Below are 26946 nucleotides of genomic sequence, written 5' to 3'. Positions count from 1 at the left end.
CCATGTCCATGTCCGTGTCCATGGTCGCTTTCGCGGCGGCGGTCGGGGTCGGCCTGGCGACCGCCGTCTCCCCGTCGCCCGCCGCGGCGAGCGACACCACTCCCGCATACGCCGGGTACGCCGGTGCGTCCGAGGAGGCCAAGGCCAACCAGGCGTTCTTCGAGGCGGTCATCAAGTCCGTCGCCGAGAAGCGCGCCGCCCACCCGAACTCCGCCGCCGCCGTCACGGTCGTCTACGACGCGTCCGGCGCCCCGACGTTCAGCGCGCAGATAGCCCGCAGCGCCGCGATATGGAACGGCGCGATGTCGAACGTGAAGCTCCAGTCCGGCTCGAACGCCGACTTCACGTACCGCGAGGGCAACGACTCGCGCGGCTCGTACGCGTCCACCGACGGCCACGGCAACGGCTACGTCTTCCTCGACTACGCACAGAACCAGGAGTACGACTCCACGCGCGTGACGGCGCACGAGACCGGCCACGTCCTCGGTCTGCCCGACCACTACGAGGGCCCGTGCAGCGAGCTGATGTCGGGCGGCGGCCCCGGCCCGTCCTGCACCAACCCGAACCCCGACGCGAACGAGCGCACCCGCGTCGACCAGCTGTGGGCGAACGGCTTCGCGAAGGCGCTGGACAAAGCGCTGGACAAGGCATTGGACAAAGAGCTGGACAGCGCGCTGAGCAAGGCGGGCGTCCGCTAGTCCCACCCTCTGGCCAGACCCACCCCCCACAGGTGCGGGCCGTCTCCCTGCACGGGACGGCCCGCACCGCCGTGTGCGCGGCGGTCAGTGCGGCGAGGTGATCGCCCGCGCCGCCGCGACCTCCTGCCGGAGCGGTTCGAGCACGCTGCCCGAGGGCCCGGTGAGATCCGTACGGACCGCGAAGAGTACGTCCGTCTCGCGCAGCCCCTGGGACAACTCCCGGAGCTGGAGCACGACGTGGGCGACCTCGGCGGCGGACGGCTGCGCCGCGCCCTGCTTGACGCGGACCCGGGCGGCGGTCGTCGCGTCCACGATCCGTTCGACGGCGACGACGAGGGGCCACCAGGCGGCGGCGCGGCGACCGGTGGGCGGCGGTTCGGTCAGCGCACGCTGGAACTCCGTACGGATGGCGGAGAGATCACGGAAGAGGCGGCGCCTTCTGCGGGCGCGGGCGGCGGGATCGGCGTCGTCCTTGAATGCGTACTCCACATACGCGGCCGTGTCCGCGACCGCGTCCGCGAGCCGGTCGCCGACGCGGGTGTGCCAGCTCTCCGGCCACAGCAGGTATCCGGCGACGAGCGCGATCGCGCATCCCACGAGGGAGTCGAGCAGGCGGGGCACGAGCAGGCCCGTGCCCTGGTGATTGAGGAGGTCGGAGAGGAGGAGGATCACCGGGGTGATGGCGGCGGTCTGGTAGCCGTAACCGCGCGGGGTGAACGCCGGGATGAGCGGTGCGAGGACGAGGATGACCGGCACGTCCCACCAGCCGCGCGGCACCACGGTGAGGACCCCGGCCGCGACGACGAGCCCGGCCACCGTGCCCAGTGCGCGCAGCAGTGCCCGGGAGAAGACGGAGCCGAAGTCCGGCTTCATCACGAAGGTGATGGTGAGGGCGACCCAGTACGAGCGCGGCACCGGGACGATCGAGACCAGGACCTGCGCGAGGCCGATGCACAGGGCGAGGCGCAGTCCGTAGCGCCAGGAGGCGGCGGACAGGACGACGTTGCGGGCGGCGCGTGCGGCGCGGATGCGCAGGGCCGCGGGGCGGCCGAGGCGGTCGTCGGTGTTGTGCGGGTCCGGGGCCTGGTCGGTCACCACGCCCGCGGCGTGGCGCAGGGCATGGTCGACGGCGCGCGCGGTCTCGGACGCGGGGGTGGGGAGGCGGAGCCCTATCGGCCCCGTGTACCCCGTCTCCACGGCCGCCGCGAGGTGGCGGACGGCGGCCGGGACCTCGGGGGGCAGCGGCGCCCCGGCCAGGTGGACGGCCGGGGCGGCTTCCACGATCGGCGTGATGGCGTTCAACTGGGCCAGCAGCCGGACGAGTTCGGGGCTGCGTCCGTGGTGGCGGGTGCGGCGGGCGAGGACGAGGTCGTACGACTGGTTGAGGGACTGGGTGACAGCCGCCCGCGCCTCGTCGTAACCCGCTGTGGGCGGGGGGGTGGGGGGTGGTTGCTGAGGGGCGGACCCCGTCCGCGTCCCGGTCGAGGTCCCGGTCCCGGTCCCGGTCTCGGTCCCCGTCCCGGTCGCGGTCTCGGCCCCCGTCCCCGGAGAAGGGGCGTCCCGCCAGGCGGCCGTCGACTCGGTGGCCGAACTGACCTGCGATCCGGTCTTCGGCTCGGTCGTCTCCCCGGCCGCCGGGGTGACCTGCGCCTCGGCCGTCGCCCCGGCCGACCAACCGGCCGTGGACCCGGCCGCCGAATCGCCCGCCGACGCAGGCGCCGCCGCGTCCAGCAACGCCGCCACCGCCCGATACGTCCCCGCGACGGCGGCCCGTTCCGGCACCCCCGAGCGCAGGGGCCACGCCAGCAGGGCGAGGACCAGGACGAGGAGTCCGCCGCCGGACATCAGCAGGGGGGCCAGCCACCACTCGCCCGGCAACGGAAGTCCCGCGCCGATCACGCAGTTGAGGAGCAGGAGCAGTCCGGATACGGAGGCCACGGCGCCGATCGTCGAGATCATCCCGGAGATGAGCGCGACGCCGGTGACGGCGGCGACGGTGGTCCAGCCGTGCCCGTACACGAGTGAGCCGACGGTGACGCCGAGGGCGCCGAAGAGCTGGGGGACCGCGATGTTGAAGATCCGCATGCGGTAGGCGTCCGCGGTGTCGCCGATGACGCCGGACAGGGCGCCCATGGCGGCGAGGGCGCCGTACGCGGGACGGCCGGCGGCGAGGCCGATCGCGAGTGACAGGGCCATCGCGACCGCGGCGCGGGCGACGGCGGCCCGGTTGATGGACGCCTGCTCCGGTTGGAGGTTCCTGACCAGCCAGTCGGGCGGGGTGAGGCCGATGGGGAACTCGCGGGACATGCCCTCATTATGGGCGTCGGGCGGGCCGCCCCCGGCTCACTCGTGCTGGTGGAAAGTGAGATCGACGACGAGGGCGCGGTGGTCGGTTCCGGTGATGCGCAGGAACGTCGCCTCGTTCGCCGAGAAGTCCTCCGAGACGAGAACGTGGTCGATCTGGGCGCCGAGGGCCGGGGTGGTCTTCGCGGGCCAGCTCGGGGTGCGGGGGTCCCCGGCGAGGCGGGAGCTGTCGCGCAGGCCGGTGTCGAGGATGCGGCGGAACGCGGCGTGGTCCTGGGAGGCGTTGAAGTCTCCGGCGAGGATGGTGGGGCTCTTGCTCAGGGCGGCGTAGTCGCGCAGCTCCCCCAGTTCGCGGCGCCAGACGCCGAGCTGGCCGGGGAGCGGGGGCATGGGGTGCGCGAGCTGCAGCCGTACGTCGTGTCCGCGCACGTCGGCGACGGCTCCGGGCATGCCCATGGTCCCGCGCACGCCGTCGGCCCCGGTCAGCGGGAACCGGCTCATGATCACGGATCCGTCGGACCCGGCCCCCTCGACGGACTCCCGGTACGGGTAGGTATTGCCGCTCCCCCCGAAGGCGTCCTGCAGTTCGCGCGAGCACCCGTACTCGCACTCCTCCACGAACACGATGTCGGGCCGCTCGCGCCGGATGGCGGGGAGCAGGGCGTCGGTGCCGCGCCCGAACTCCACGTTGGAGGTCATCACCCGCAGTTCGGCGAGCGGGTTCCCACGGGGCTCGCTGGTCTTCCCGTACGGCTCGATGAACCAGGCGATGGTCCCCAGCGCCAGCACTCCCCAGACCATCCCGACCCGCCACCGCGCGAGCAGCGCCAGCAGGAGCGCGAGCCCGGTGGGCGCGAGCAGCCACGGCAGAAACGCCAGCAGCTGCGGCACCGGCGTGATCCCGTCACTGTCGGCCACCCGGCACCCGACGACCGCACTCACCCCGGCCAGCAACAGCCCCGCCACCCAGGCCCCGGCCACCCGCCCGGCCCGCCGCCCACCGGCCGGCCGTTCCTCAGCCGTCCACTCAGCCGCCGCAGTGTCCAAGTCCCGGCCTTCCGCTTGATTGCGTGGGGTGCCCGAATCCTCCCTCAAAGACGGGGCTGTGCGGTGGAGGGTTGCGCGGGGCTCAAGCTGGGCGAGTTACTTCCGCGTGGAACTCCCGTACGACCTCGATACGACCCACGATGTGGGCGTTGAACTCGGCGAGCTCCTCGGCCGGGACCCAGAGCTCCAGGATGGTTCGGCCGCCGGCCTGTTGGACGGGGTAGCGGGCCAGGAATTCCGTGTCGGCCTCGAAGCGGGTGACGTAACCGGAGCCGGAGGCCGGGACGTTCCAGTCGCGGGCGATGCGGACCGCGTAGTCCTCGTTGAGGACCGGGTAGAAGATCGGCTGCTCCGGGAGGCGCGGGGGCCAGGCCGTCCAGCCGGAGGCCTCGACCAGGGCGAGCTCCTCAGGGCCGGTGGGGCGCCAGAGCGTCGTCGTCGGTTTGTTCGGCATGGGGGCCGACCGTAGTCGGTGGGCCGGGCCCCGGCCATGGGATTACCGGTGGGCCGGGCCCCGGCCACGGGATTACCGCGTGGCCGGTGAGTGGCCCGCCGTCGACAGGGCCCACATCACGAAGATCGCGATGGCGATGGAGATGACGGACCAGACGGGGGCGTAGGGCAGGAACATGAAGTACTCGATCATGTAGAGCGCGGCCAGGCCGATGCCGACGCCGCGGGCCCAGTTGGCACCTTTGAGGATGCCCCAGCCGGTGATCGCGACGAGGACGCCGATGACGAGGTGGATCCAGCCCCAGGTGGTGAGGTTGAACTCGTACACGTAGGTGCCGATGTGCTGGTAGACGTCGTCCGAGGCGATCCCCGCGATGCCGTCGAGCACGCCCAGGACGCCGCTGACCATCATCAGGACGCCGGCGAAGACCGTGCCGCCGGTGGCCCAGCCCAAGCCGTCTCCCGTGGGCCCGGGGGTGGGCCCGGGAGTGGGGGCGTTCGGTGCGGTGTGCTGGGTCATGAGGCCTCCTCGGGGCGTGGAGTTCACCCGCAGGTTCGCCCCGGGGGCGGCGGTGCGCATTCCGGGTGGCCCGAATGAGGTCCGATCGCGTGTGGTCCGATCGCGTGAGTCCGATCGCGCGTGGCGTCAGCTCTCGACCCGGGCCAGGAACGTCGCGAGCGCCCCGTTGAACTCCTCCGCCCGCTCCAGGTTCGGCATGTGCGCCGCCGACTCGACGACATGGAGCGTGGAGTCGGGGAGCGCCGCGTGCATCGCCCGCGCGTCACGGACCGGGGTGTACTCGTCGTCGGCGCCCACGACGACCAGGGCCGGGACCGTGACGCGGGTCAGCAGCTCGCGGTAGTCGGGGCGTTCCGCCCGGCCCCGAAGGGCGGCCGCCGCGCCCTCCGGCGACGTGCCCGACATCATGCGGTGGACGTGCGCCGCGACCTGCGCGTCGGCGTACGGCGCGACCATCTTGTGCAGCACCTCGTCGGCGTACCCGCGCATCCCCTCGCGCAGCAGCCGGTCCGCCATCGCGTTCCGCGCCTTCCTGCCCTCCGGTGTCTCGGCCGCCGGGAAGGTGTCGGCCAGCACCAGGCCCCGGACGCGTTCCGGAAACTGCCGGTAGCACTCCATGACGATCTGGCCGCCCATGGAGAGCCCGGCCAGGACGAACTCCGCCACGCCCAGTTCGTCGAGCAGCGCCGCGATGTCCTCGGCGAACGTCGAGAGCGGGGTGACGCCGGGGACCACGGGGGACGCGCCGTAGCCGCGCAAGTCGGGGGCGCGCGGCGGCGCGGGATCGCGGGGTCGACGGCCGGGCGGGTGTACGGCGAGCTGGTACGGCGTGGGCTGGTCGTCGGCGAGGTCGGGCGCGGCACCTTCGTCCGGGCGTCCCCCGTCCCCTCCGGCCGCGCGCTCGCCGAACCGGCGACCACCGCGCCGGTCAACATGGAGCTCAACTACCCTGCCGTGCCCGGCCAGTCGGAGCTTCTCGCACCCGGCCTGGCGCCGCTGCTGCGCCCCGACGTCCTCGCGGAGTCCCTTCGCATGGCTCCCGCCACCGGCACGGCCCCCGCCCGCGAGGCCGCCGCCGCCCTCCTCGCCACGCCGGGCTGGCACCCCGCCCCGTCCCGGCTGGCCTTCGCCGGCAACGCCCGCCAGGCCATCGCCGCCGCGCTCGCCTCACTCGTACGGCCAGGGGGCCGCGTCGGCGTCGAGTCCCTGACGTATCCCCTGGTCAAGGAGATCGCGACGCGCCTGGGCATCACCCTGGTCCCGCTGCCCATGGACGAGGAGGGGCTTCGCCCGGACGCCGTCGCGGCCGCGCACCGCACGGCACCCCTCTCCGCCGTGTACGTCCAGCCGACCCTGCACAATCCGACGTCGGTGACGATGGGAGCGGAGCGGCGCCGCCAACTTGCCGCCATCGCAAGGGGCTTGGATCTCCCGCTTGTCGAGGACCGCATCTGGGCCTTCCTCCACGAGGGCTCCCTCGACCCGCTCGCGGCGTACGCCCCCGAGCGCACGTACGTCATCGACAGCCTCTCCAAGCGCGTGGCACCCGGGCTGACGGTGGGCTTCCTCGTCGTCCCTCAGGAGCGTGTCGGCCATGTGGCGGGCGCCCTGCGCTCGGGCGCGTGGACCGCGGGCCGCTTCGCCCTGGAGGCGGCGGTGCGCTGGACGGCCGACGGCACGGTGGCCCGTCTTGTCGAGGCCAAGCGGGCGGACGCGGCGCGACGACAGCGACTCGTCGCCGAGCACCTGGGCGAGTTCACCGTGTACTCCGACCCGCACGCGTATTACGCCTGGTGGGAACTGCCGCCACCCTGGCGCGGCGACACGTTCACGGCGGCGGCCGCGGAACGGGGCATCGCAATAACGCCGGGCTCAGCCTTCGTAGCTGTGGGCCTGCGTGCCGCCAGGGGTGGCACACGTCCCACAGAGAGGGGCGTCCTGCAAGCGCCGGTAAGCGCACCCACCCCAAGCTCAGCCCCCACTCGGGCCCGCCTCCAAGACACCCCGCCCCAGGACTCCGTCAGGCTCGGACTCGCCGCGCCCTCTCCGCAGGAGCTTGCGAGCGCGCTGCGGACGCTCGCCGGTATCGCGCGTACGCGCCCGTGAGCAGCGCGGCCACAGCCACCGCCGCACCGAGCGCGAGGAGGGACCAGGAGACCAGCCGGAGCGTGGAGGTGAGGGCGTCGTACACGGCGCCCGCGGCCGTGGGCGACACGTCGGGCGGCAGGTCGGCGAGCGTGAGCCGGCGCCCGATGGCCACCGCGACGCCGAGGAGCGCTGCGCCCAGCGCGGTGCCGAGCCCCGTCGCCAGTACCGCCCGCCGCCGGCACACGGCGACGAGGATGCCCGCGAGGGCGAAGACGACCGCGGCGACGGGCAGCCAGAAACCGGCCACTTCAAGCACGTGGAACCCCTTCCGGAGCTGAGTCAGATCCTCGGCCTCGAGCACCGTGATCTCGGTGTGCTCGACGGGGATCCGGTCCGCCAACGGCATGTGATCGTCGGCGAGTTGACGCTTCACCTGCTCGGTGATGGGCGCGATGTCGACGGTCACCGCACCCACGCGGTCATCGCGCAGCGCCCGCATCACGGCGTCGTGCGTGGCAGCGTTCGCCGCTTTCCACGCCGTGCGGTACGCCGGCGTCTGCGTGAACGAGCGCACCGCGTCCCGCACGAAGTGGTTCACCGGCCCCTGCATCCGGGGCCGCACGTGGACCTCGCGCATGATCCCGTCCGTGACACCGGCGGCGATGGCGTCCCGGACGTCCGCGTCGGCGGCCAGCGGCGCCATCGTGGCCTCGTACCGCCCGGAGTCGCCGAGCCCGTACATCGCCCAGGTCGACAGCGCGCCGAGCGGCGCGAGCAGGCAGGCGAGGACGATCAGCACGGCCGACAGAGCGCTCCGGACACGTTGGGACACTCCACCAGGCAAGGCCCCACGGCCGCCTCGCGCGAGCGGGGTTGCTGCAAATGGGCGCATCGACAAGCCGAACGGGGGCCCGGGACTGCCCGTACGAGAACCCGGGACCGCCCGTACGGAGTCCGCCGCCCCTACCCGGCCCCCACCCGCCTAGACCCCAGCAGTCACAGGGGCCCCACCCGCTCCGGTGGAGCCCTCACCCGAACGGGTGTTTCCTGGTTCTGAGGAGAAGGAGGCCGATATGCGCAGCACCCCGGCCCTGCGGATCCTTGCCGCGGCCCTGTTCACCGGCGGCGTTCTGACCGTCGTGGCGGCGGCCCCCTCAATGGCGGCAGCCCCGTCGACGCACACTTCCAGTGGCGGCGGCTCGGGCAGTCCCGTATGGGGCACGATCGTCTCCGACGGAGAGCTGAACCTACGGCTCCAGCCCACCACGAACTCGCCCGTCGTCGGCTCGCTGTTCTCGGGCAGCGAGGACCGTGTCCAGTGCGTGGTGACCGGGCAGAGCGTCTTCGGCGACCGGGACTGGTACTGGCTCGTCGGCGCGCACGCCTGGGCGAGCGCCGCCTTCGTGGACACCGGCAGGCAGTGGGTGCCGAGCTGCTCGGACCCGTGCCCCGACCAGAACAACGGGTCCTGGAACAACTCGAACGGCAACAACGCGAGCCGGGACAACTCCAGCTGGAACAACTCCAACTGGAACAACTCCAACGGGAACAGCTCGAACCGGAACGACTCGTCCTGGAACGGCGACCCCTGCAACGACCCCGGCTGGAGTTCGTCCGGCTCGGGTTCCGTGAGCTTCAACTTCTCCGTCTCGTGGAGCTGGAGCGTGTCCGGCTCCTCCTCGGGCTCCTGGGACTGGGTCCCAGGGGGTAGGTGAGTGAGGGAGACGCACGAGACCCCGGCAGCCTGCCGGGGCCTCGTGCGCCGTTGTTTTCACGCCGTGGTTCTCACTCGGAGCCGGCGCGAACCGATCATTCGGACGCGAACCGGTCATTCGGAGCCGGCGCGGACCGGCCGCTCGGATTGGGCGCGGACGACCGGTCGCCGGTCGGCGTGCCCCTCCGCGTCCTCGTGCGTGTAGTAGCGGTAGAAGGCCACCGCGAACACGCCCGCGGCGACGCCCAGCGCCATGAACGTGGACCGCAGCACGGACGCACCGGTCTGGCTGTACAGGAAGCCGAACGCGACGCCCGCGAACGCGGTCCACAGCAGCGCGTGCAGTTCGCGCTTCATCAGCGGCGCGAGCATGCGTACGCCGGTGTAGGCCGCGGCGAACGCGATGGCGCACACGAACCCGAACAGCACGTTCCAGCCCGTGATCGGTCCGCCGCTGCGGTTGTTGGCCGCCGCCCAGAAGCCGTACACGAGCCCGCCCACGACGGGCAGCGCCCACTTCGCGGCGGTGTGGACCTGCTCCCCGAAGATGTCGGGTGTGCCCGAGGTGCGCGGTGCGGATGTACGTGGTCTCCCGGACGCGGGTGATGCGGGTGCCGCTTGAGCCATGGGAGGACTCCTCTCTCCTCGCCCCCGACTTCCAGGGCACACCTCGCCAGGGCGCCTGGCAAGTCGGGATGCGGCGGTCATGGCACCGTGTTTCGCTGAGTTTCATGAAGCTCGTACTCTTCGGCGCCACCGGCATGGTCGGCAGCCGCATCGCGACGGAGGCATCGGCGCGCGGACACCAGGTGCTGGCCGTGAGCAGGTCCGGCCAGTCCCCGCTCCCCGGGGTCACGGCGACGGCGGCGGACGCGACGGACCCGGCGAAGGTGGCCACAGTGGCGGCGGGCGCGGACGCGGTGGCGTCGGCGTGTGTGCCGCCGAGGGACGGGTCGGACCCGCGCGGGCCCTTCCTCGCCCTCAACCAGTCGTTGGTGGAGGGCGTCCGGGCGGCCGGAGTACAGCGGCTCGTGATCGTCGGCGGAGCGGGCAGCCTGGAGGTCGCGCCCGGACAGGCCCTCTGCGACCAGCCCGGCTTCCCCGATGCCGTCCTCCCCGAGGCCCTCGCCCACTGCGACGCCCTCGCCTTCTATCGGACCGTCGACGACCTCGCCTGGACCTACCTCTCGCCCGCCGCCGAGATCGGCCCCGGCGAACGCACCGGCGAATTCCGAATCGGCGGCGACCGCATGCTCACCGACGCCCATGGCAACAGCCGGATCAGCGCCGAGGACTACGCGATCGCTTTCGTCGACCAGCTGGAGATGCCCGCCAACCCGCGCACCCGGGTGTCGGTCGCGTACTGAGAGCACGAGGACGAGGCCGGTACGGCGAGGTGGGCGGCCGGAGACCCGTACTCGGTCGACTGGCCAGCGTCGAACGGGCGGACGCCGTCGAGCGCCAGAAGCTCCTGACGCTGCACGGGCGCAGCGTCGCCTGGGCGCCGCCGCTGCTGCTGCTCATCGGTATCGCGGTGCTCGACTGGAAAACCTCCGGAGAGTTCCGGATCATCTCCTGGATCGTGCTGGTGCCCGGCATCGCGGCGGCGATCTGCGGGGTGTGGGGCACGGCGGCGCTCGCGGCGCTCTCGCTGGGCACCTACATCACCGTGGACACGTCCTGGCCGCACCAGTTCCAGACCGGCCTTCCGGACTTCATCCTGGTCACCGTGGGCGGCATCCTCGCGACCCTGGCCTGCGTGGTCCGGGTCCGCGGCGAGCGGCGCATGCTGCACATGCAGGACGTCGCCGAGACCACGCGGCGTACCGTGCTGCGCCCGCTGGCGCCGGGCCGGGGCGGCCTGGACCACGCGGCCGTGTACCTCGCCGCCGACAGCGAGGCCCGTGTCGGCGGCGACTTCTACGACATCCAGCCGGGCCTGCACGGCACGCGCGTCCTGCTCGGCGACGTCCAGGGCAAGGGGCTCGGCGCGGTGGAGGCGGCGGCCGCGCTGCTGCGCGGCGATCGGCCGCGACGAGGGCGACCGCTTCGCCACCGGAATCCTGATCAGCTTCCCGGAGGCCTCCCCGGACCCCATCGAGGTCATCAACTTCGGCCACGAACCCCCGCTCGTCGTCGCCCCCGACGGCACCCTGCTGCACAGCGGCGGTCATCTGGCCGACGACACGACGGTCTTCGCCGTACGACGCCGGGAGCACACCGAGGCATAGGCGGGCGTTTGCACTCCTCGCGTCCCCCCTTTGCATGCGCAGCGGTTACGGTGCTGGCGTACGTGATCGATGGGGGAGGGAACCTATGCCCGGAACCGTGCTGCTCCTCGCGGCCTCGCCGGTGGGCAACGGGTGTCTGGTGGACGCGGCGTCCGTGCTCCCCGTGCTGGCCGCGGTGTCCCCGGCGGTGCTGTCCGGCGCGGACACCGCGAACGTGGTGGAGCTGGCGGACCCCTTGGAACCGCAGGCCGTGCTGACCCGCCTGCGCGCGGCGGCGACCGCCCCCGGCCCCCTGACGGTGTTCGTGACCGGCCAGCTCCAACTGGACCGCCGCCAGCACCTCCCGCACCTCGCCCTCGCCCGCACCACTCCGGCGACGGTCCGCTACACCGCCTTCCCCTGGCACTGGATCACCGAGGAACTACGCCTCCGCCGGCCCGGCACGACCACCCTCTTCGTCGACCTGCACGCCGACACGGAGACCTGGGACCACCTCATCGCCCGCCCCCTCACCGCGGGCCCGTCCGTCGGCCTGTACGGCCGCGTGGCGCCGCCCCCGCCCCGCCGCACGGTGGCGTCACCGACGTACATGAGAGCCGTCGCCACCATCCTCCGCAGCGGCCACCGCCCGCCACTGCCACAGCTTCACCAGCAGGCACTGACACGGGCGTCGGGCGAGGACGGCCGCTCGGGCCGGCCGGACATGGTGCTGGCACCGGCCGCGTGGGGTCCGGTCCCGGCCGCGACGCCCGCACCGCTGGCGCCCATACTCCCGGGGGCAGCGGTCCCGATGGCAGCGGTCCCGGCGGCAGCGGTCCAGGTGGCCGTGCCCCAGGCGCCGCCCGCCTCCCCGCCCTCCCCGCCCACCCCTTCGTCGGCCCCCCACGAGACCATCACCGCCGCCGTCCAGGCCGGCCGGCACGGGGAAGCCGCCGAGCTGGCCGCGCAGCGGGAGCAGGAGGCGCTGCGGACGTACGGGCCCGGGTCCGAGCAGGTGCTGCACTGGATGGAGGTGCGGGCGGACCTGGCGATGTTCGCGGGGGACGCGGCGGGCAGCTGCCGCGCTTGGATGGCGATCGCGAGCGCCCGGCTGAACGCGGGGCAGGCCCCGGACTCACCCGCCGTGGAGTCGGCCGTGGACCGGGCCCACCACCAGTGGGGCCGTGTCGACGACACAGCGCGGGCCCGTGAACTCGGGCCCGCGCTGGCGGAGTTGCGGCACCGTGTGCCGGGACGCCGGCGGGGCGCGCTGGACCATGTCCAGGAGCACCTCCGCCAGCTCCAGACGCAGGCGTGAGGCGGGCCGCTCGGGCCCGCCCCCGTGATCACCTCAGCTGGTGAAGATGAAGTACTTCCAGGCGCCGTGCGTCGTCGAGTTCACGTTGTCGCCCGACGAGAAGTTGTAGTACGAGGAGCGGACGCGGAAGCGGTAGCCGGTCTCGTGGGTGCCGCCGAGGGTCACCTTGGAGACGCCGGTGGAGCTCAGCGAGAAGTACTGGGCACCGGCGTCACGCCAGGCACCGTCGTAGTAGACCTCGAGCTCCAGCCGCTGGCGGCGGTCCTGGTACGCCGTCATCGTCGTGGTGAACAGCGGGTCCTTGGACTTGTGGAAGTAGTAGTACGTGTGGCTCCAGGCGTACTTGGTCTTGTAGTGGCCGCTGACCGCCGTGGACACCTGCACCTTGGCGCCGACCGTGACGGCCGTCGACTTCGGGTTGTAGCGGGCGTCGCCGGCGAACTTCGCGGTGACCTTGGTGTCCCGCTTGAGGTCGAGGGTGACGGACAGGTTGCCGGACGAGTTGACCGTGCCGGTCTTGATCAGCTTCTTGGGCTTGTCGGCGCCGTAGGGGTCCGCCCAGATCTCGACCGTGCGGTTCTTGTACGTCGACCCCAGGTGCGCCGTGAACTTCACGTCGGCGCCGTACGCGTACACCTTGCCGTTGTTGTTCAGCGTCAGCGTGGGCGTGGAGCGCGAGACCTCGACCGTGTCCGAGGCGGACACCGCGGTGTGCGTGGCGTCGCCCGCGTACGTCACCGTGTACTTCACCTTGCTGCCCGCGGGCGGCGTGTCGGTGAAGGAGTACTTGCCGTCCGCACCGATCGTCTTGGTCCCGAGCGACTTGCCGTTCGGGGAGTCCAGGTCGGTGCGCGTGACGGTGATGGGCGTCCCGGCGGGCAGCGGCAGGGCGGCGGTGAGCTTGCCGCTGACGGTGAGGGACTTGGCGCGGGTGGCCGTGGCGGGCGCGTTGACCGTCAGGGTGCCCACGTACTTGCGCGGCTCGTCCACGACGTTGACGTCGGTGACGTCGTCGCCCGCGTCGGTCAGCACGAACAGCTTGCTGCCGTCGGGCGACCAGCTCGCGGTGTGCCGGTTGAACACCACGCTCGGTTCCAGGTTGCGGACGCTGGCGGGCTGGTCGGGGCCGTTCGTGAAGACGTACGTGTCGCCGACGTCGTCGAAGTCGTAGACGGTCGCCGCGACCGTGCCGTCCGGGGCGATGCTGACGCCGCGCGGGTTGTCCGGCACGGGGTAGGTGCGCACCACCTCCAGGTCGGAGAGCCGGTACTCGGTGAGCTCCCGGGGGCCGGGCCCGGTCACCACGATGGACGAGCCGTCCGGGGTGATCGCGGCGTCCGTGTAGGTGCTGCCCTTGTCGGCGGTCACGCGGAGCGCCGGCGTACCGGAGGAGATGTCGTAGACGACGATCGGGCCGGAGCTGATGCCCGCGTCGACGGCGACCAGCGTGCCCGGGTTGTCCGGGTCGGCGTACAGCATCGGCGGGGACGCGAAGTCGTGGCCCACCGCCAGGTCGAGCGTCACCGTCGGAGTCTCGGCGGTCAGGTCGACGGCGCCGAGCCCGGAGTCCCACTGGTCGCCGTACGCGAACCACAGCTTGCCCTCGGCGAAGGCCAGTCGGGAGGGCTCCGACTGCGCGCCGGTCGGGTACTCGGCGGTCTGCGTCAGCTGCGCCGTGTCGATGGCGACGATCTTGTCGCCGCCGGGGACCGCCGCGTACAAGGTGCCGGAGTCCGGGCTGAGTTCGAGGTCCTTGACCTGGGGCAGACCGGTGATCTTGCCGAGGACCGCACCGGTGTAGTCGGTGACGACGATCTGGTTGAGGTAGCTGTCGCTGATGAACAGCCGCTGGTGCACGCCGTCCACGGCGGTGTCGTCCGGAGCCCAGACGGGGACGGGCTTGCTGGAGTCGGCCGCGGCGAGGCCGGTGCCGCCCGCGACGAGGGCGGCCGAGCTGAAGAGGACTGCCAGCGCCGTGGCAGCCGGAAGAGTGCGCATTTTTCGCACGGTTATTCGAACCCCCCGGAACGAAAAGTGTGGGCGCCAGGAACGCGGCAGACGTGTGTTTCTTGTGAGCCGCGTGTGGCGAGTGAGCGAAGACTAAGTCATGCCACGGACAACATGGCCAGCGCCCCTGACACCAGCGTCCGCACGCCCGGCGCGACGGTGGACAGATCGGGCGCGAAGTGCGGGCTGTGGTTGCTGGGCACGGCCGCGAGCTGCTCCGTGAGGTCGCCGCCGGGGGCCGCGTTCCAGACGTCGTGGGGGGTGCTCGTCACGAACCAGTAGGAGTAGGGGATCCGCTCTTTCCGGAACTCCGCGAGCCGGGGAAAGTCCTCGCTGCCCATGGCCGGTCCGGGATCGAGGATCGTCCCGGCGCCGAACACCTCGCCGTGCACGGCAGCGACACGGCGGTCGGTCTCGGCGTCGTTGACCGTCACCGGGAAGCTGTTGCCGACGAAGACGTCGGGCTCGCGCGGGCACCCGGCGGCCAGGCACTCGCCCGCCGCGATACGCCGGATCGCGGCGATCATCCGCTCCCGCACCTCGTCCGACTGCGTACGGAGGTTGAGGGCGAGCCGGGCCTCGGTCGGAATGATGTTGTGCCGCGTGCCCGCCTCGATCCGCCCCACCGTCAGCACCGCCGACTCGCGCGCCGCGATCTCCCGGCTGACGACCGTCTGCAGCCGGGTCACGATGTACGCCGCGGTCACCACGGGGTCGACGGTCGCCTCCGGACGCGAACCGTGCCCGCCCCGCCCATGCACGACGATGTCGATGTCCGTGGAGGCGGACATGATCAGGCCCGGGGAGTGCGCGTAGAGCCCGGCGGGGCCGGGGGCGGCGTGCTGGGCCAACAGCACATCAGGCCGCGGAAACCGCTCGTACAGCCCGTCCCCGACCATCCGTGCCGCGCCCTCGCCCGTCTCCTCGGCGGGCTGGCCGACCACGACCAGCGTGCCGGACCAGGTGTCGCGGCCCGCCGCGAGCGCGTCGGCGGCGCCGGTCAGCCAGGTGACGTGCAGGTCGTGGCCGCAGGCGTGCATGACTCCGGCGGTCTCGGAGGCGTACGGCAGCCCGGTCTCCTCGGCGACCGGGAGCGCGTCCATGTCGGCGCGCAGCAGCACGGTCGGGCCGTCCCCGTTCCGCAGCACCCCGACGACACCGGTGTCGCCCACGCCCTCGACGGTCTCGTACCCGCCCTTCCGGAACCGCTCGGCGAGAAGAGCCGCCGTCCGGTGTTCATGCGTCGACAGCTCCGGATGCCGGTGCAGATCCCGGTAGAAGTCCTCCAGGGCCGGGACCGGGAGGTCGGCGGTGAGGTCCAGCGCGGTGCGGGCGGCGGAAGAGGTCACGGGGTCAGGGTAAGGGCCGGTCCCGCTGGAGGGATCCCCCTGTGGGCCCGCCGGCCCCTCGTGGCTGCCCGGAAGGAGACCGCGTCATGCCTCTACAGCCGCAAGGACATGATGCTGGGCGCCGAGTCCGAGGACGCCCCCGGCGAGTAGTCGGCGTGCTCGGTGTGCCGGGGCGGCTCCGCGGCCCTGGCGGGACCCGCGTTCGCCGCCAGGACCAGCGCGGCCACGGCGACGACGGCCGCACCGAACCCTCTGGAGTAGCGCGAGAAAATACGTCGGAGCACAGCGACCTCGCAACAACAGCGGCGTATTAAGCGGGCTTAATCCGTCGCTTAACGTAGGGGTTCGGGGCGCCGAAGGGCAAGGGGCGCAAGGGGAGGTTGGACAATGTCAAGAGTTGATCGAATGTAAGTCGGCTTAATGGCATGCTTAATTCATGGCGGAGCGTGACGGCCCGGAGATCATCGGGCGCAGGGTGCAACAGCTGCGTACAGAGCGCGGGTTGACGCAGCGGCAGCTGGCCGAGCCCGCGTACACACCCGCCTATATCTCCACCCTGGAGGCGGGAAAGGTCCGCCCCTCCGACTCCGCGCTGCGGCACATCGCCGAGCGGCTCGGTGTCGCGTACGAGGAACTCGTCACCGGGCGGCCCGCCCGCCTCGCCACCGACCTGCGATTACGGCTCACCGACGCGCAGCGCACCCTCGCCACCGGTGAGGCCGAGGTCGCGGCGGAGCAGTACGCCGGGCTCCTCGCGGAGGCGGTCACGCACGGGTTGGCCGGGGAAGAGGCCGCCGCACTCCTCGGACTCGGCGAATGCGCCCTGGAGACCGGGGACCTGGCCACGGCCCGGCAGCGCTTCGAGGAGTCGGAGCGGAGGATGGGCGACGCGCCGCTGCCACAGCGGGTGCCCGCCGTGCGCGGGCGGGCCGTGTCCCACTACCTCGCAGGTGAACTCCGCTACTCCTGCTATTTGTTCGAGTCGACTCTCGATGAGCTGAACCGGACCGGGCTGCACGACCCGGACGCGCTTCTGCTCCTCTACACGGGCGTCATCGCGCCCTACATGGACATGGGCGCGCATGCGCGCGCCGCCCAGGCGGCCGAGTTCGCGCTGGCCCTCGCCCCCCAGGTCGGCGATCCGGCCCTGGTCGCGCGCATGCACCGCTCCGTCGCCCGCACCATGCTCGCCGAGGGCCGGGTCGCCGAGGCCGACGCCTCGCTCGCCAAGGCCGCCGAGCTCTACCGCCAGCTCCAGATCCGTACCGAACTCGCCAACTGTCACTGGATGCGCGGTTACCTGTACGCCCAGAACGGCGAACTGGAGCGTGCGGAGAGCGAGTTGCGGGAGGCGCAGACCATGCTCTCCGCCAAGCGGGCCGCCCTCTACACCAGCCAGGTCGCCGTCGAGCTGGCCGACGTACTCCACCGGCGCGGAAAATCCGACGAGGCCGCCGCGCTGCTGCACGAGGTCCTCGGCGACCTCAGCCCCGAGCGCGGCGCCGTCCACTCGGCCGGCGCCCACCGCCTCCTCGGCATCATCGCGGAGGACGCCCGGGACACGGAGGCCGCCGAGGAACACTACGTGCGCGCGCTGAGTCTCCTTGAGCGCGCGGGCGCGGCGGGCGATCTCGCCGACCTGTGCCGCCTGCTCGGCGACCTGCTGCGGCGCACGGGCCGGGTCGAGGCAGCGATGGACGCGTACCGCACGGGGCTCGGCCACCGCACGGCCCCGGGCACGACGACCCTGGGCCCGGCGCCGGCCCAGCCGCCGCTTTGACTCGCCCCCTCCGCCCCTTCCCGTCCCGCACCTGGGGGCTGCCGCCCCCGGACCCCCGTTTCGGCCTGAACGGCCTCGTCCTCAAACGCCGGACGGGCTAAAAGACTTCAGCCCCTCCGGCGTTTGAGGAGCAGGGGCGAATGTCGCTAGGGCGTGACCACGGCGAAGGCCTTGTCCGGCTCGGAGACATAGGAGAGCAGGTGGTCCAGGAGGGTCGGATCGCCGTCCGTCTCGATGCCCGCGAGGCCCTTGCCCGCGAGCAGGCCGAGCAGTTCCGGCCGGGTGAGGATGAGCGTGAGCCCCGCGTGCGGCTTCGGGGTGTGGTGGACCGGCATGCTGCGATGGGTGAGCGCCCCGTGGTGGAGGTTGACCCGGTGGCGGCGCTGCTCGTCGATGACGACGAGGTCGAGGGTCAGGTGTTCGTTCCAGGCGCGCGGGCCGTCGATGCGGACGGCGAGCGAGTCGAGGAGCATGCTCACGGTCAGCGCGGACGTCATCTCGGAGCCCGCGGTGTCGATCTCGATGTCGGCCGTGCCCTGGCGCAGCTCCAGGGCGGCCGTGAGGTAGAAGTTGCGCCAGGTGCCGTTCTCGGAGCCGTGGCCGAGCCGTTCGTAGACACCGGCGAGGGTCTCCTTGGCCGCCGTGTCGTCGGGGTCGGCGAAGACGAGGTGGTTGAGGAGGGTGGCGGCGAAGCGGAGATCGCCGTCATCGACGTACGCACGCGCCTTGGCGAGCGCCTGTTCCCTCCCGCCCGCCAACTCCACATACCGGCGGGCGAGTTCGACGGGCGGATGCTCCCAGAGGTGGGCGGGGTTGCCGTCGTACCAGCCCATGTACCGCTGGTAAACGGCTTTGACGTTGTGACTGACGGAGCCGAAGTAGCCGCGCGCGTGCCAGGAGTTCTCCAGGGCGGGCGGCAGTCGCAGCTCCTCGGCGATCTCGGTGCCGGTCAGGCCGTTGTTGAGGAGGCGAAGCGTCTGGTCGTGGAGGTAGGCGTACAGGTCCCGTTGCTCGCCGAGGAACCGGACGACGTTCTCGCGGCCCCAGGTCGGCCAGTGATGGGACGCGAACGCGACGTCGTACGTGTCGCCGAAGACGTCGATCGTCTCGTCGAGACAGCGGGCCCAGACGCGGGCGTCGCGGACCAGGGCGCCGCGCAGGGTCAGCACGTTGTGCAGGGTGTGGCTGGCGTTCTCGGCCACGCACAGGGCACGCTGATCGCGCAGCAGGAAGTTCATCTCGGCGGGCGCCTCGGTGCCGGGCGTCAGCTGGAAGACGAACCGTACGCCGTCCACGACCTCCTCCTGCCCGGTACGGGTGATGTCCACGGTCGGCGCGACGAGGCCGATGGTGCCGGTGGAGGTGATGGTGCCCAGGCCGGTGCCGATCTGGGCGGCGGGCCCCTTCGGCAGCCGGGACCCGTGCATGAACGCGGCGCGTCGCAGCATCGCGTTACCGGCGAAGACGTTCTCACTGACCGCGTGCTCGAGAAACCCCTCCGGGGCGAGCACGGGCACCCCGCCCTCACTGCCGTGCGGCAGCACCCCGCGGGAGCCGCCGAAGTGGTCGACGTGGGAGTGCGTGTAGACGAGCCCGGTCACGGGCCGCTCGCCGCGGTGCTCGCGATAGAGGGCGAGGGCCGCCGCCGCGCACTCGGCGGAGATCAGCGGATCGATGACGACCACGCCCCGCTTGCCCTCGACGACGGTCATGTTCGAAAGATCGAGCCCCCGAACCTGGTACACACTCTCGGTGACCTCGTACAACCCCTGCCGCGCGCACAGCCGCGCCTGCCGCCACAGACTGGGATGCGCACTGTCCGGACAGTCGTCCTGAAGGAACGCGTACGCCTCCCCGTCATAGACGACCCGCCCTTCACCGTCCCTGACCACACCCGGCTCCAACGCCGCGATGAACCCCCGATCGGCGTTCTCGAAGTCCGTCAGATCATCGAAGGGAAGGTCATCGCGCGCCGGGACACTCATACGCCCAGCCTCGGGTGCGGGCTGGTGAGCGGCTAGCGGAGTGGGCCGTTCGAGTTGTGGATGATCAATGGTGACCAACCCCCGCCCGCTCACAGAAGGCACCGCTAAGGTTCCCGTGACGCGCCGCGTATGAGGCATGTCACGCATTGCTGCGAAATCACGCAATTACGCAACAAAGGCCGCGGGGGTTCATGTGCGGCCGTGCATCTGGGGGCCCGCTTCCCGTCCCGCGGACCGCCAAGCGCGGTACGGATCCCCGCGAGCGTCGCGCGGCCCAGGCGGACCAGCTCTGCCAGGACGGAAAGCTGGATGCCGAACTGCGCATCGAGGGAACCCCCGGCATCCTCGCTCTCAGCGCGGACCTGCGCACGAGCGAGGTGCGTACGTCCATCGAGATCGCGGCGCCCGAACAGGGGTACCCCCTCACCTGGGTGAAGCGGCTTGTCCGCCGGCTCGACGGGGCCCCGTCCGACCTGCACGTCGAAACCCTCGTCGCAGGTCAGGTGGGCGGTCTGCGAGGCACGCTGGAGCGCCTCCGCCCCGAACCGGCGGACATCCTCCCCAGGAACGGGGCACAGATCACCGGATTCCGGCTCTCCCTGTTCCGCGGCATGGGCAACACCCGCGGCAACGCCGAATCCGGCTTCATCCGCAGTGTCGACGACTCCGTCGACCGCTTCCACACCCAGGTGGTTGCCCACCTGGACCGCCGCACTCCGCGGATTCAGGGACCTGCGGAGGCGGCTGCCGGGGTGAGCTGGCCGGGCATCCGGTTACTTCACATTCGTGCGGGTCAGAGCCGGTCCATCCGGGTGTACGGGCTGAGGACGCGGACCTGGCGGGCGCCGAAGTCGACGAGCATCGCGATGCCCTCTTCGACGCCGACGATCGTGCCCAGGCCGTACTGGTCGTGGGAGACGCGGTCTCCGAGGCTGAACTCCTTGGCCACGGGGATGACCGGGGCGGCGAAGGGGCTGGTGGGCAGGTGGCGCCGGGGCGCGGAGGGTTTCGTCATCGTGTAGCCAGTATGGGCCCTATTTTTGTGCGCGGTAGGGCTTGGCGGTCTCGATCCCGCTGCGACTCGGGGGTTGGGGGTGGGTTTTTCACCCCCACTGCCCCAGACCTCCGCTTCGGCCGGAACGGCCTCGTCCTCAAGCGCCGGAGGGGCTGATTTCAGCCCGTCCGGCGTTTGAGGAGCGGGGTCCGGGGCGGAGCCCCAGGTCGGGACGGTAAGGGGCGGCGGGGGCGAGATGGGCATCACGCACCCGCTCCGCAACCCGGACGGCGGTCCTCGCGACCCTCACGCCATGACGGCCATCCGGGCCCTCATGGGGCGAACTCCTGGCTCGCGATCACCTCGCCCGCCGAGTCGTACACCGTGACTTTCTTGGTGACGCCGAACATGGAGTCCGAGGACGGCGTGGCGACCGGCACCTTCACCTCCGCGTACCAGACGCCCCAGCCGGGCTTGCCGGCGAGCGTGAGGGCGGTGGCGTTGACGTCGCCCGCGACGGTGCTGACCTCGACGCGCGCCGGCTCGCCCGTGCCGTGGTAGATGCCGGAGAGGAAGTAGCCGTCCGTATTCCCCGACTCCTGGAGGCTGACGCCCGGCTTGCTCAGGTCGAGGTTGCCGTCGGAGACGCTGCGGAACTGGGCTGGCTGGTCCGGCTCCGTCCAGTGCTTGCCGTCCTCGGTGAGCCAGATCTTGGTCCCGGGCGAGACCTGGACCCGCTCGCCGGGCGTCACGACCCGCACCTTTCCGGCGGGCACGGAGGGAGCGGGGCGCGTGGTGCGGGCGCTCGCGGCCGGGGGTGTCGGTGTCACGTGATCGCTCGTCGGTCCCGGGGACACGCCCGCGCGGAGCGTCACCACGGCGAGCGGAACCAGCAGCACCCCACAGGCGGCCCCCAGCACGGCGGCCGTACGGTGCCGCCCGCGCCGGCGGCCCTCGCGCTCGATGGCGGCCAGCGGTACCGGGGAGGGCGTGACGTCGTACGCGGCCTCGGCGAACACCTCGCGCAGCCGCTCGGCCTCGGCCAGGGGGCGCGGGGAACGGGACGGGTGGTTCATGGGCGGGCTCCGGAAACGGGGTGTCGGCCGGCGAACAAGGGGTGGGCGCGCAGCGCCTCGAGGCCGCGCCGGGCATGGGTCTTGACCGTGCCGACCGAGCAGCCGAGCAGCTCGGCGATCTCGGCCTCGCCCAGGTCCTCCCAGTAGCGCAGCACCAGCACGGCACGCTGCCGCGCCGACAGCGCGGCCAGCGCCTGGTCCAGCGCCGCCCGCTGCTCTACGGCCTCCGCGTGTCCGGGCTCGCGCAGGTGCACCCGCTCGGGCAGGAACGGCATCAGCAGCTGCGCGACCCGTCTCTTGCGCACCCGGCTGAGGTTGTTGTTGACCAGCGAGCGGCGTACGTAGAAGTCGACGTCGTCGCGCGGGACGCGCCCCCAGCGTCCGTAGACCTTGGCCAGCGTGGTCTGGACGAGATCCTCGGCCTCGTGGAAGTCCCCGGTGAGCATGTGCGCGGTGCGGACGAGGCGGGGCCAGGCCGCGGTGGCGTACTCGGCGAAGTCACCGCTCTCGGCGGTGACTTGGAAGGTATCGGTGAGGACCTGGGAGGTGTCGGTGTCGGTGGGGACTTGGGAGGCGTCGGTGGGGTGGTGCGACACGGCCGGTGGTCCCTCGGGGTCGGGTGCTTGGGGGTCGGATGAGTGAGGGTGGGGTGCGTGGGGGGTGGGGGGGGGGGGGGGGGGGGGGAAAACCACCCCCCCCCCCCCCCCCCCCCCCCCCCCCCCCCCCCCCCCCCCCCCCCCCCCCCACCGCCCCCGCGCTCACTTCAGCTGGGCGTAGACCTTGCCCTTGGTGTCGTAGACCGTGACGTTGCCGAGGAGGTCGAGACCGCCGTCGTCATCGGTCGTCGATACGTCGGCGGTGGCGTACCAGACGCCCCAGCCGGGCTTGCCCGCCAGCTCCAGCAGCTTGCCGCGCACGGTCCCGGCCGCGGTCTCCACCTCTACGCGTGAGGCGGTGCCCTTGCCGCCGTAATAGAGGCCGGAGAGGACGAAGTGGCCGTCCGCGCCCTCCGACTGCATCGACACCCCCGGCCGGCTGCGGTCGATGTTCCCGTCGACCACACTGCGGAACTGCGGCTCGGGATTCCCGGGCGTCGTCCAGTACTTGCCCTCCTCGGCGAGCCAGACCTCCGCGCCGTCGGTGACCCACACATGCTCGCCGGAGGCGACGATGCGAGCCGTGGGCGCCTTCGCGGCAACGGACTTGGCTGCCTCGACGGCCTGCCGGCCGGTGCCGTGAGCCGCCTTCCCCTGCGAGACGGCGTACGACACCGTAGGCGCCCCCACCAGCGCGGCGGCGACCGCCGCGGCGGCCACGTACTTCAGCATCCGTGTCATGAACGGACAACTCCTCGTGTTGCGTGGACCTTTGAGGATCCTTGAGCGATACGGGTAGGAGGGCGCCTCTCCACTCCTTCAAACTCCCGGCGCCCGCACCTCGGATGACGCCGGGAAGAAGATTTCTCCGAGGGCGTCACGTCAGCGCGCTGCCCGCCCGCCACTGCTCCCAGCCCGCGTTCCAGTCGCCGTACCCGTTGCCACGGCCAGGTCGGGCGGCTCCCTGACCGCGGGAACCTCCGGGGGCTAGGCGCCCGGAGCGTCCTTGGATGTGCTGTCCAGGTAGGCGTCGAGTGCGGCGAAGGTCGCGGCGGGCTGTTCGATGTGGGGCAGGTGACCGGCCTCGGCGATCGTCTCGAACCGCCCGTTCGGGAACGCCGCCGCGAGGGCGCGCCCGTACGCGGGCGTGACGATGCGGTCGCTCTCGCCCCACAGCACGAGGGTCGGGATCCGGACCCGCCCGAGGCGGTTCAGGAGTTTCGGGTCGTGCATGTACGGGTCGCCGCACAGCGTCCGCATGGTCGCCATGTTGGCCTTCTGGGCCGCGATCCGGTCCTCGGTGAGGGCGGCGGGGTCCACCGCGAAACGGGCGGGGTCGTGGAAGGAGTACGTGCTCATCTCCCGCGGGTCCAGGGCGAAGACGTCGCGGATCGGCTCACCGGGGACGGCCACGCCGGCGGAGTTGACGAGCACGAGCCCGGTGACGCGGTCGCCGTCGTCGCGGAAGGCCAGCTCGGCGCCGATCCAGCCGCCGAGCGAGGAACCGACGACGAGCACGTCGCGGTGGCCCTCGTCCTTCAGCCACTGCAGATAGGCGATGGCGAGGTCGTCCACACCGGTGAACCAGTCGGGTCGCTCGGTCCCGTTCCAGCCGGGGTGCGTCGGAAGGACGACCCGCATCCCCCCTCGACCGGCCAGATGCGCCGCGATGCCCTGCACGGTGCCGGGCCCCCCACCGCCGTGCAGCACGAGCACGGTGCGGCCGTCGGCGGGGCCGGTCTCGGTGAGGGTGAGGGGGAGGTCGGGGCGAGGGAAGACGGTACGGGTCTTGGCGGTGCTCTCGGTGTCAGCCATGCGAGACAAGGTATCTACGCATACGTATATACGTAAGCGTATTCGCTGGATTAGGATGGGGGCATGACCGTGAAGCACGAGGATCCGGCCGGTCGTCGGGTCGATCAGGGACAGCCGGCGGACCGGGCGGATCGAGTCGAGCAGGCCGACCGATCGGTCGGCCTCGAGGAGCTGGGGCGTGCCGTGAAGGGGGCGCAGTACCGGCATCACCGTGCGCTCGACTCGCGACTGGCGGAGGTCGGTACGACGCTCGCCCAGTGGGATGCCCTGCGGGCGATCGCCCGCGCGCCCGGTGCCTCCGCGCACGAGCTGGCCGTCGCCACTTTCCAGGGCGACCAGTCCTTCGGGACGCTGGCGAGCCGGCTGGCGGCCCAGCAGCTGATCGAACGCCGCCCCGGCCGTGGCCGCCGTATAGAACACCACCTCACCGAGGCGGGCGAACGCGTCCTCGCGGCGGGCCGCGCCGTCACCCTCGACGTCCTCGGTGCGTCCTTCGCCCCGCTCACCGAGGCCGAACGGGCCACGCTGCTGGGGCTGTTGCGCCGCGTGGGCGCCCGCGCGGACGGGCTCTAGGATCGCTGAGCATGGAAATGATGGGACTCTTCGCCCTTGCCGCGATCATGATCGCGAGCTTCGCGGGACTGGACAGCAAACTCGGCCGGACCGACCGCAGAATCGCCCGCGTCGAACGGAAGCTCGACCTGATCATCGATCACCTCGGCCTCCAGCCGGACGACCCGGAGCTGTCGCAGGTCACCGCGTTCTTGCGGGACGGCAAGAAGATCCAGGCGATCAAGGCCTATCGGGAGGCCACGGGCGCCGGCCTCGCCGAGGCCAAGGAGGCCGTCGAGCGGATGGGCTAGCGCCGGAGCCCTGGTGGACGGCGCCCGCAATACCCCACGGTGAAGCGGGCGTTCAGGTGCCGGGGGTTCTCGATCTCGTCGACGAGGGCCACCGCGTAGTCCTCGTACGAGATGCGCGCCTCGCCGTCCTCGCCGGTGACCACCAGCCTCACGCGCCGCCCGTGTCCCGACGAGGTGGACCGGGGACGTGCCTTGGTCGAAACCGGACATCGCCCCCTCCGCCCCTGCCCGTCCCCTCCCTGGGGGCTGCGCCCCCAGACCCCCGCTATCGGCCTGACGGCCTCGTCCTCAAACGCCGGACGGGCTAAAAGATCTTCAGCACCGGGGTCAGTCCTGCTGGCCGGGCGGCTGTTCGGCGGGTGTCTTGCCCGCGAGGACGTCCTGGAGGCGCTGGGTGCCCTGTTGGATGGCCTGGGCGGTGGAGTTGCCGTCGGCGCCGCCGAGGCCGCCGTTGGTGAGGAAGATGGCGCTGTCGCCGACTCGTACGGCGGCGATGTCGAGGGTCAACGTGGTGGACTCGCCGTCCAGTTCACCGCTCATGGTCATCCGCATCCCCTCGCGGGCGTCGCCGGCGTCGGGCGGGTTCTCCGAGATGACCTGGACGTTCTGCTTGCCGCCCTTGTTGTCGGTGGCCACGAACTGGTCGCACTTGTCCGGCAGCGTGTTCAGCCACGCCAGCTTGGCGTCCAGCTCGGCCTTTGTGTAGGTGGCGACCTGGTAGCGCATCTGCGCGTCGTTGTCGCTGTCGTCGAAGCCGGTGACCGCGCTCGGCCCCTTCGGCTTGCCCAGCAGATCCTCCCCGTACAGACCGTCGAGCAGTTTCTGGCAGTCGGCGGCGTTCTGCTTGTCCGTGACGAAGCCCGACACGTCGACCTTGGCCTTGAGGAGGGCGTCCCGCCAGGTCGCCGCGCCCCGCGTCTCGGTCCACTGCGACCCGAGGTCGGTGTTGGTGATCAGCGCGGTCCGGGTCTGGGCCTCGGTGAGCGTGGTGGACGGGCTCGGCGACGCGGCGGGGGACGGCTTGGCCATGGCGGAGGCGGAGACCTCCGTACCACCGGAACCGCCGCCGCTCGAGCACGCGGCCGTCGACAGCAGCATGCCCGCGGTCAGGGCGGAGGCGAGGAGACAGTACGGACGGTTCATGGCGGAGGCCTCCCGGGACACGGTGTGTCCTCCCACGCCACCACCGCCCACGGCCGCCCACCAGCGCACCGGGCCGTCCGGGTGAGTACGTCCGCTCACTCCGCCGCCCGCACCCGTCCCGTCCGGGGGGAGAAAGCGGTCCAGGCCCCTCGGCGGACGCCTCCGCGCATCTGTCAGAGTGGACGGCGATGCACGTGCCCCCGGGAACCCCAGCGAACCCCACCGACCGTTTCGACGACGACGACTACCCCGCGTACACCATGGGCCGGGCCGCCGAGATGGTCGGCGCCACCCCCGCGTTCCTGCGCGCTGTCGGGGAGGCCGGGCTGATCACTCCGCTGCGGTCCGAGGGCGGTCACCGCCGTTACTCCCGCACTCAGCTGCGGGTCGCCGCCCGCGCCCGCGATCTGGTCGACCAGGGCACGCCCGTCGAGGCCGCCTGCCGCGTCGTCACGCTGGAGGATCGCCTCGACGACGCGCTGCGGCTCAACGCGGAACTGCGCCGGTCGGCGGCGCGGGGCGCCTGAACACCGTCTCCGGTGGCGGTACGAATATCTGTTCTGGCCGCTGAAGAAATGTGCGCGTGGCAGCACCAGTTTTTTTATTCCCCGGAGTGGGGTGAGATAGTGCGCCCCCTCCGAGGTCCCGACCGTGCTAGGGTCGATTTCAGTTGCAGTTGATGTTCCCAAAGTTTTTCCGGTGCAGTTTCCGGACGGGGCAATCATCGCGGCGACGCGAGCTCACACAGTGTGGGCTCTCGAGCACTGCCCCGAAGGAGATATGACATGGCTACTGGCACCGTGAAGTGGTTCAACGCTGAAAAGGGCTTCGGCTTCATCGAGCAGGACGGCGGCGGCGCCGACGTCTTCGCCCACTACTCGAACATCGCCACCTCTGGCTTCCGTGAGCTTCAGGAAGGCCAGAAGGTGACCTTCGACGTCACGCAGGGCCAGAAGGGCCCGCAGGCGGAGAACATCGTCCCCGCC

Annotated in this window: 28 protein-coding genes and 2 pseudogenes; 12 read left to right on the top strand and 18 right to left on the bottom strand. The window is 71.8% G+C overall.

Annotated elements, in window-relative coordinates:
- Positions 1-8: 8 nt before the first annotated feature.
- Positions 9-698 (top strand): snapalysin, encoded by a 690-nt coding sequence (snpA, locus tag ACZ4WS_RS13520; RefSeq protein ID WP_467980521.1) that lies wholly within the window; start codon positions 9-11, stop codon positions 696-698.
- A gap of 84 nt (positions 699-782) precedes the next feature.
- Here the strand turns inward: snpA and ACZ4WS_RS13515 are convergent, their stop codons facing one another.
- The 5 genes from ACZ4WS_RS13515 to ACZ4WS_RS13495 all read right to left on the bottom strand — a co-directional run bounded on the left by ACZ4WS_RS13515 (position 783) and on the right by ACZ4WS_RS13495 (position 5757).
- Complete coding sequence (locus tag ACZ4WS_RS13515) at positions 783-3005, bottom strand: FUSC family protein (protein WP_467980044.1); 2223 nt, start codon at positions 3003-3005, stop codon at positions 783-785.
- A 36-nt stretch (positions 3006-3041) separates the two neighbouring features.
- A complete protein-coding gene (locus ACZ4WS_RS13510) occupies positions 3042-4049 on the bottom strand; it encodes an endonuclease/exonuclease/phosphatase family protein (protein WP_467980043.1) in 1008 nt (335 codons plus the stop codon).
- 82 nt (positions 4050-4131) lie between these two features.
- On the bottom strand, positions 4132-4503 hold the full coding sequence (locus ACZ4WS_RS13505; RefSeq protein ID WP_467980041.1) for an ADP-ribosylation/crystallin J1: 372 nt from the start codon (positions 4501-4503) through the stop codon (positions 4132-4134).
- Between the two features lie 72 nt (positions 4504-4575).
- The gene (locus tag ACZ4WS_RS13500) at positions 4576-5022 is read right to left on the bottom strand and encodes a DUF7144 family membrane protein (protein WP_467980039.1); all 447 of its coding nucleotides are present in this window, start codon (positions 5020-5022) and stop codon (positions 4576-4578) included.
- A gap of 126 nt (positions 5023-5148) precedes the next feature.
- The gene (locus tag ACZ4WS_RS13495; protein ID WP_467980038.1) at positions 5149-5757 is read right to left on the bottom strand and encodes an alpha/beta fold hydrolase; all 609 of its coding nucleotides are present in this window, start codon (positions 5755-5757) and stop codon (positions 5149-5151) included.
- On the opposite strand from ACZ4WS_RS13495, the gene ACZ4WS_RS13490 reads away from it, so the two are divergent.
- On the top strand, positions 5647-7128 hold the full coding sequence (locus ACZ4WS_RS13490) for an aminotransferase-like domain-containing protein (protein ID WP_467980520.1): 1482 nt from the start codon (positions 5647-5649) through the stop codon (positions 7126-7128). The genes ACZ4WS_RS13495 and ACZ4WS_RS13490 overlap by 111 nt on opposite strands.
- Here ACZ4WS_RS13490 and ACZ4WS_RS13485 read toward each other — a convergent pair.
- Entirely contained in the window at positions 7043-7942 is a 900-nt protein-coding gene (locus tag ACZ4WS_RS13485) for a hypothetical protein (protein WP_467980036.1), read from the bottom strand. The genes ACZ4WS_RS13490 and ACZ4WS_RS13485 overlap by 86 nt on opposite strands.
- Before the next feature lie 241 nt (positions 7943-8183).
- Here ACZ4WS_RS13485 and ACZ4WS_RS13480 point away from each other — a divergent pair, with 241 nt between their 5' ends.
- The gene (locus ACZ4WS_RS13480) at positions 8184-8825 is read left to right on the top strand and encodes an SH3 domain-containing protein (RefSeq protein ID WP_467980035.1); all 642 of its coding nucleotides are present in this window, start codon (positions 8184-8186) and stop codon (positions 8823-8825) included.
- Between the two features lie 113 nt (positions 8826-8938).
- Here the strand turns inward: ACZ4WS_RS13480 and ACZ4WS_RS13475 are convergent, their stop codons facing one another.
- Positions 8939-9451 (bottom strand): hypothetical protein, encoded by a 513-nt coding sequence (locus tag ACZ4WS_RS13475; RefSeq protein WP_467980033.1) that lies wholly within the window; start codon positions 9449-9451, stop codon positions 8939-8941.
- Positions 9452-9555: 104 nt separating this feature from the next.
- Here ACZ4WS_RS13475 and ACZ4WS_RS13470 point away from each other — a divergent pair, with 104 nt between their 5' ends.
- The 3 genes and pseudogenes from ACZ4WS_RS13470 to ACZ4WS_RS13460 all read left to right on the top strand — a co-directional run bounded on the left by ACZ4WS_RS13470 (position 9556) and on the right by ACZ4WS_RS13460 (position 12352).
- Positions 9556-10191: an NAD(P)-dependent oxidoreductase gene (locus ACZ4WS_RS13470; protein WP_467980031.1), complete on the top strand. Its 636-nt coding sequence runs from the start codon at positions 9556-9558 to the stop codon at positions 10189-10191.
- A 59-nt stretch (positions 10192-10250) separates the two neighbouring features.
- A pseudogene (locus ACZ4WS_RS13465) lies at positions 10251-10974 on the top strand (serine/threonine-protein phosphatase); the annotation flags it as partial.
- Positions 10975-11140: 166 nt separating this feature from the next.
- Positions 11141-12352 (top strand): hypothetical protein, encoded by a 1212-nt coding sequence (locus tag ACZ4WS_RS13460; RefSeq protein WP_467980029.1) that lies wholly within the window; start codon positions 11141-11143, stop codon positions 12350-12352.
- A 33-nt stretch (positions 12353-12385) separates the two neighbouring features.
- On the opposite strand, the gene ACZ4WS_RS13455 is transcribed toward ACZ4WS_RS13460, so the two are convergent.
- The 3 genes from ACZ4WS_RS13455 to ACZ4WS_RS13445 form a co-directional block, all read right to left on the bottom strand.
- Positions 12386-14350, bottom strand: a complete 1965-nt coding sequence (locus ACZ4WS_RS13455; RefSeq protein ID WP_467980028.1) for an Ig-like domain repeat protein — start codon at positions 14348-14350, stop codon at positions 12386-12388.
- A 107-nt stretch (positions 14351-14457) separates the two neighbouring features.
- Positions 14458-15708, bottom strand: coding sequence for an amidohydrolase (locus tag ACZ4WS_RS13450; RefSeq protein WP_467980026.1), 1251 nt, complete (start codon positions 15706-15708; stop codon positions 14458-14460).
- A gap of 92 nt (positions 15709-15800) precedes the next feature.
- Entirely contained in the window at positions 15801-15992 is a 192-nt protein-coding gene (locus ACZ4WS_RS13445) for a hypothetical protein (RefSeq protein ID WP_467980025.1), read from the bottom strand.
- Positions 15993-16144: 152 nt separating this feature from the next.
- On the opposite strand from ACZ4WS_RS13445, the gene ACZ4WS_RS13440 reads away from it, so the two are divergent.
- Positions 16145-17488 (top strand): helix-turn-helix domain-containing protein, encoded by a 1344-nt coding sequence (locus ACZ4WS_RS13440; protein ID WP_467980023.1) that lies wholly within the window; start codon positions 16145-16147, stop codon positions 17486-17488.
- A 146-nt stretch (positions 17489-17634) separates the two neighbouring features.
- On the opposite strand, the gene ACZ4WS_RS13435 is transcribed toward ACZ4WS_RS13440, so the two are convergent.
- Positions 17635-19473, bottom strand: a complete 1839-nt coding sequence (locus tag ACZ4WS_RS13435) for an alkyl/aryl-sulfatase (protein ID WP_467980021.1) — start codon at positions 19471-19473, stop codon at positions 17635-17637.
- Between the two features lie 218 nt (positions 19474-19691).
- Here ACZ4WS_RS13435 and ACZ4WS_RS13430 point away from each other — a divergent pair.
- A pseudogene (locus tag ACZ4WS_RS13430) lies at positions 19692-20213 on the top strand (TerD family protein); the annotation flags it as partial.
- Between the two features lie 53 nt (positions 20214-20266).
- Here ACZ4WS_RS13430 and ACZ4WS_RS13425 read toward each other — a convergent pair.
- The 5 genes from ACZ4WS_RS13425 to ACZ4WS_RS13405 all read right to left on the bottom strand — a co-directional run bounded on the left by ACZ4WS_RS13425 (position 20267) and on the right by ACZ4WS_RS13405 (position 23954).
- Positions 20267-20488: a hypothetical protein gene (locus ACZ4WS_RS13425; RefSeq protein ID WP_467750290.1), complete on the bottom strand. Its 222-nt coding sequence runs from the start codon at positions 20486-20488 to the stop codon at positions 20267-20269.
- A gap of 311 nt (positions 20489-20799) precedes the next feature.
- On the bottom strand, positions 20800-21543 hold the full coding sequence (locus tag ACZ4WS_RS13420; protein WP_467980020.1) for a hypothetical protein: 744 nt from the start codon (positions 21541-21543) through the stop codon (positions 20800-20802).
- Positions 21540-22139: a SigE family RNA polymerase sigma factor gene (locus tag ACZ4WS_RS13415; RefSeq protein ID WP_467980019.1), complete on the bottom strand. Its 600-nt coding sequence runs from the start codon at positions 22137-22139 to the stop codon at positions 21540-21542. Before ACZ4WS_RS13415 ends, ACZ4WS_RS13420 begins: the two co-directional genes overlap by 4 nt.
- A gap of 162 nt (positions 22140-22301) precedes the next feature.
- Positions 22302-22880 carry a hypothetical protein gene (locus tag ACZ4WS_RS13410; RefSeq protein ID WP_467980018.1) on the bottom strand — a complete coding sequence of 193 codons (579 nt, stop codon included), beginning with the start codon at positions 22878-22880 and terminating at the stop codon, positions 22302-22304.
- A 246-nt stretch (positions 22881-23126) separates the two neighbouring features.
- Entirely contained in the window at positions 23127-23954 is an 828-nt protein-coding gene (locus tag ACZ4WS_RS13405) for an alpha/beta fold hydrolase (RefSeq protein ID WP_467980017.1), read from the bottom strand.
- Positions 23955-24017: 63 nt separating this feature from the next.
- Between ACZ4WS_RS13405 and ACZ4WS_RS13400 the strand changes: the two genes are divergently transcribed.
- Positions 24018-24527, top strand: coding sequence for a MarR family winged helix-turn-helix transcriptional regulator (locus ACZ4WS_RS13400; RefSeq protein ID WP_467980016.1), 510 nt, complete (start codon positions 24018-24020; stop codon positions 24525-24527).
- Between the two features lie 11 nt (positions 24528-24538).
- On the top strand, positions 24539-24817 hold the full coding sequence (locus ACZ4WS_RS13395; protein WP_467980014.1) for a ribosomal protein L7/L12: 279 nt from the start codon (positions 24539-24541) through the stop codon (positions 24815-24817).
- On the opposite strand, the gene ACZ4WS_RS13390 is transcribed toward ACZ4WS_RS13395, so the two are convergent.
- Positions 24814-24969: a hypothetical protein gene (locus ACZ4WS_RS13390; protein WP_467980553.1), complete on the bottom strand. Its 156-nt coding sequence runs from the start codon at positions 24967-24969 to the stop codon at positions 24814-24816. The two genes, ACZ4WS_RS13395 and ACZ4WS_RS13390, sit on opposite strands and share 4 nt — an antisense overlap.
- 175 nt (positions 24970-25144) lie before the next feature.
- Entirely contained in the window at positions 25145-25960 is an 816-nt protein-coding gene (locus tag ACZ4WS_RS13385) for a hypothetical protein (protein WP_467980012.1), read from the bottom strand.
- 188 nt (positions 25961-26148) lie between these two features.
- Between ACZ4WS_RS13385 and ACZ4WS_RS13380 the strand changes: the two genes are divergently transcribed.
- Together ACZ4WS_RS13380 and ACZ4WS_RS13375 are read left to right on the top strand one after the other, a co-directional pair.
- Positions 26149-26487, top strand: coding sequence for a MerR family transcriptional regulator (locus tag ACZ4WS_RS13380; protein WP_467980010.1), 339 nt, complete (start codon positions 26149-26151; stop codon positions 26485-26487).
- A 258-nt stretch (positions 26488-26745) separates the two neighbouring features.
- Positions 26746-26946: cold-shock protein (locus tag ACZ4WS_RS13375; protein ID WP_020871138.1), on the top strand; the 201-nt coding region annotated here is incomplete at its 3' end.

The organism is Streptomyces sp. NPDC029292 (assembly GCF_055569295.1).
Note: the sequence above shows the minus strand (reverse complement) of the source record. Positions and strands in the feature narration are given on the sequence as shown.

Bases quoted from the DNA above. Each gene is read 5' to 3' on its own strand.
- ACZ4WS_RS13455 (WP_467980028.1), bottom strand. From the start codon at position 14,350: ATGCGCACTCTTCCGGCTGCCACGGCGCTGGCAGTCCTCTTCAGCTCG.
- ACZ4WS_RS13405 (WP_467980017.1), bottom strand. From the start codon at position 23,954: ATGGCTGACACCGAGAGCACCGCCAAGACCCGTACCGTCTTCCCTCGC.
- ACZ4WS_RS13385 (WP_467980012.1), bottom strand. From the start codon at position 25,960: ATGAACCGTCCGTACTGTCTCCTCGCCTCCGCCCTGACCGCGGGCATG.
- ACZ4WS_RS13420 (WP_467980020.1), bottom strand. From the start codon at position 21,543: ATGAACCACCCGTCCCGTTCCCCGCGCCCCCTGGCCGAGGCCGAGCGG.
- ACZ4WS_RS13400 (WP_467980016.1), top strand. From the start codon at position 24,018: ATGACCGTGAAGCACGAGGATCCGGCCGGTCGTCGGGTCGATCAGGGA.
- ACZ4WS_RS13515 (WP_467980044.1), bottom strand. From the start codon at position 3,005: ATGTCCCGCGAGTTCCCCATCGGCCTCACCCCGCCCGACTGGCTGGTC.
- ACZ4WS_RS13425 (WP_467750290.1), bottom strand. From the start codon at position 20,488: ATGACGAAACCCTCCGCGCCCCGGCGCCACCTGCCCACCAGCCCCTTC.
- ACZ4WS_RS13460 (WP_467980029.1), top strand. From the start codon at position 11,141: ATGCCCGGAACCGTGCTGCTCCTCGCGGCCTCGCCGGTGGGCAACGGG.
- ACZ4WS_RS13470 (WP_467980031.1), top strand. From the start codon at position 9,556: ATGAAGCTCGTACTCTTCGGCGCCACCGGCATGGTCGGCAGCCGCATC.
- ACZ4WS_RS13435 (WP_467980021.1), bottom strand. From the start codon at position 19,473: ATGAGTGTCCCGGCGCGCGATGACCTTCCCTTCGATGATCTGACGGAC.
- ACZ4WS_RS13440 (WP_467980023.1), top strand. From the start codon at position 16,145: ATGGCGGAGCGTGACGGCCCGGAGATCATCGGGCGCAGGGTGCAACAG.
- snpA (WP_467980521.1), top strand. From the start codon at position 9: ATGTCCGTGTCCATGGTCGCTTTCGCGGCGGCGGTCGGGGTCGGCCTG.
- ACZ4WS_RS13505 (WP_467980041.1), bottom strand. From the start codon at position 4,503: ATGCCGAACAAACCGACGACGACGCTCTGGCGCCCCACCGGCCCTGAG.
- ACZ4WS_RS13480 (WP_467980035.1), top strand. From the start codon at position 8,184: ATGCGCAGCACCCCGGCCCTGCGGATCCTTGCCGCGGCCCTGTTCACC.
- ACZ4WS_RS13410 (WP_467980018.1), bottom strand. From the start codon at position 22,880: ATGACACGGATGCTGAAGTACGTGGCCGCCGCGGCGGTCGCCGCCGCG.
- ACZ4WS_RS13475 (WP_467980033.1), bottom strand. From the start codon at position 9,451: ATGGCTCAAGCGGCACCCGCATCACCCGCGTCCGGGAGACCACGTACA.
- ACZ4WS_RS13380 (WP_467980010.1), top strand. From the start codon at position 26,149: ATGCACGTGCCCCCGGGAACCCCAGCGAACCCCACCGACCGTTTCGAC.
- ACZ4WS_RS13395 (WP_467980014.1), top strand. From the start codon at position 24,539: ATGGAAATGATGGGACTCTTCGCCCTTGCCGCGATCATGATCGCGAGC.
- ACZ4WS_RS13500 (WP_467980039.1), bottom strand. From the start codon at position 5,022: ATGACCCAGCACACCGCACCGAACGCCCCCACTCCCGGGCCCACCCCC.